The 709-nt window shown below is 48.0% G+C and carries 1 protein-coding gene; it reads right to left on the reverse strand.

Annotated features, from left to right (window positions below):
- Window positions 1-133 precede the first annotated feature (133 nt).
- Window positions 134-709: HAD family hydrolase (locus A3751_RS19410; protein WP_156492650.1), on the reverse strand; the 576-nt coding region annotated here is incomplete at its 5' end.

Consider the following 709-nt stretch of genomic DNA (forward strand, 5'->3'; position numbering starts at 1 on the left):
CGACGCTGCTCAACACCCAACGTCGCCACGGTTTTCTCAATTAGCTTCCACTCTTTTGAGTCTGCTTTCGCCTCTGCGCCAGACCGACTCGAATCAAATACGTCCAATGATCACTCCTTGTTATTAATAATATCTAGTTGCCCAAAGGCTGCTTGACTGAATCAAGCCATCCTATCAGCTCTCCAATCTCATCAACAATCCGTTTTGGATTATGCTTGAGCAACGCTTCGGTATCATGTACTCCATAACTCACGCCTACACTCGCAGATCCAGCGCGTGCCGCCATCTCCAGGTCAAAGCTCGTATCACCAACCATAAGCATGTTCGACTCGTCGACACCAAAATGCTCGGCTAATTCGTGCAGCATTTGCGGATGCGGTTTTGACTGCGTTTCATCCGCACACCGCTCTATCTCGAAGTACTCTCCTAACCCCGTCTGCTCCTTTGCCATATCGAGACCGCGGCGACTTTTGCCAGTGGCAACAGCAAGTCGATAACCTGCGCCGCGCAAAGATTCAAGCACATCAACCACTCCTGGAAACAGAGATAATTCAGCACCCTCGTTTTGATGAAAGCGCTTTGAATAATGCGCTCGCAATGCATCTATTTGATCAGAGGTGATTTGTGGATATAAATCATACAAAGCTTCTTTCATTCCCAAACCGATAATACTTTTCATTCGGTCGTAGCTCAGCTCGGGAAGATCACA

Source organism: Oleiphilus sp. HI0080 (assembly GCF_001635135.1).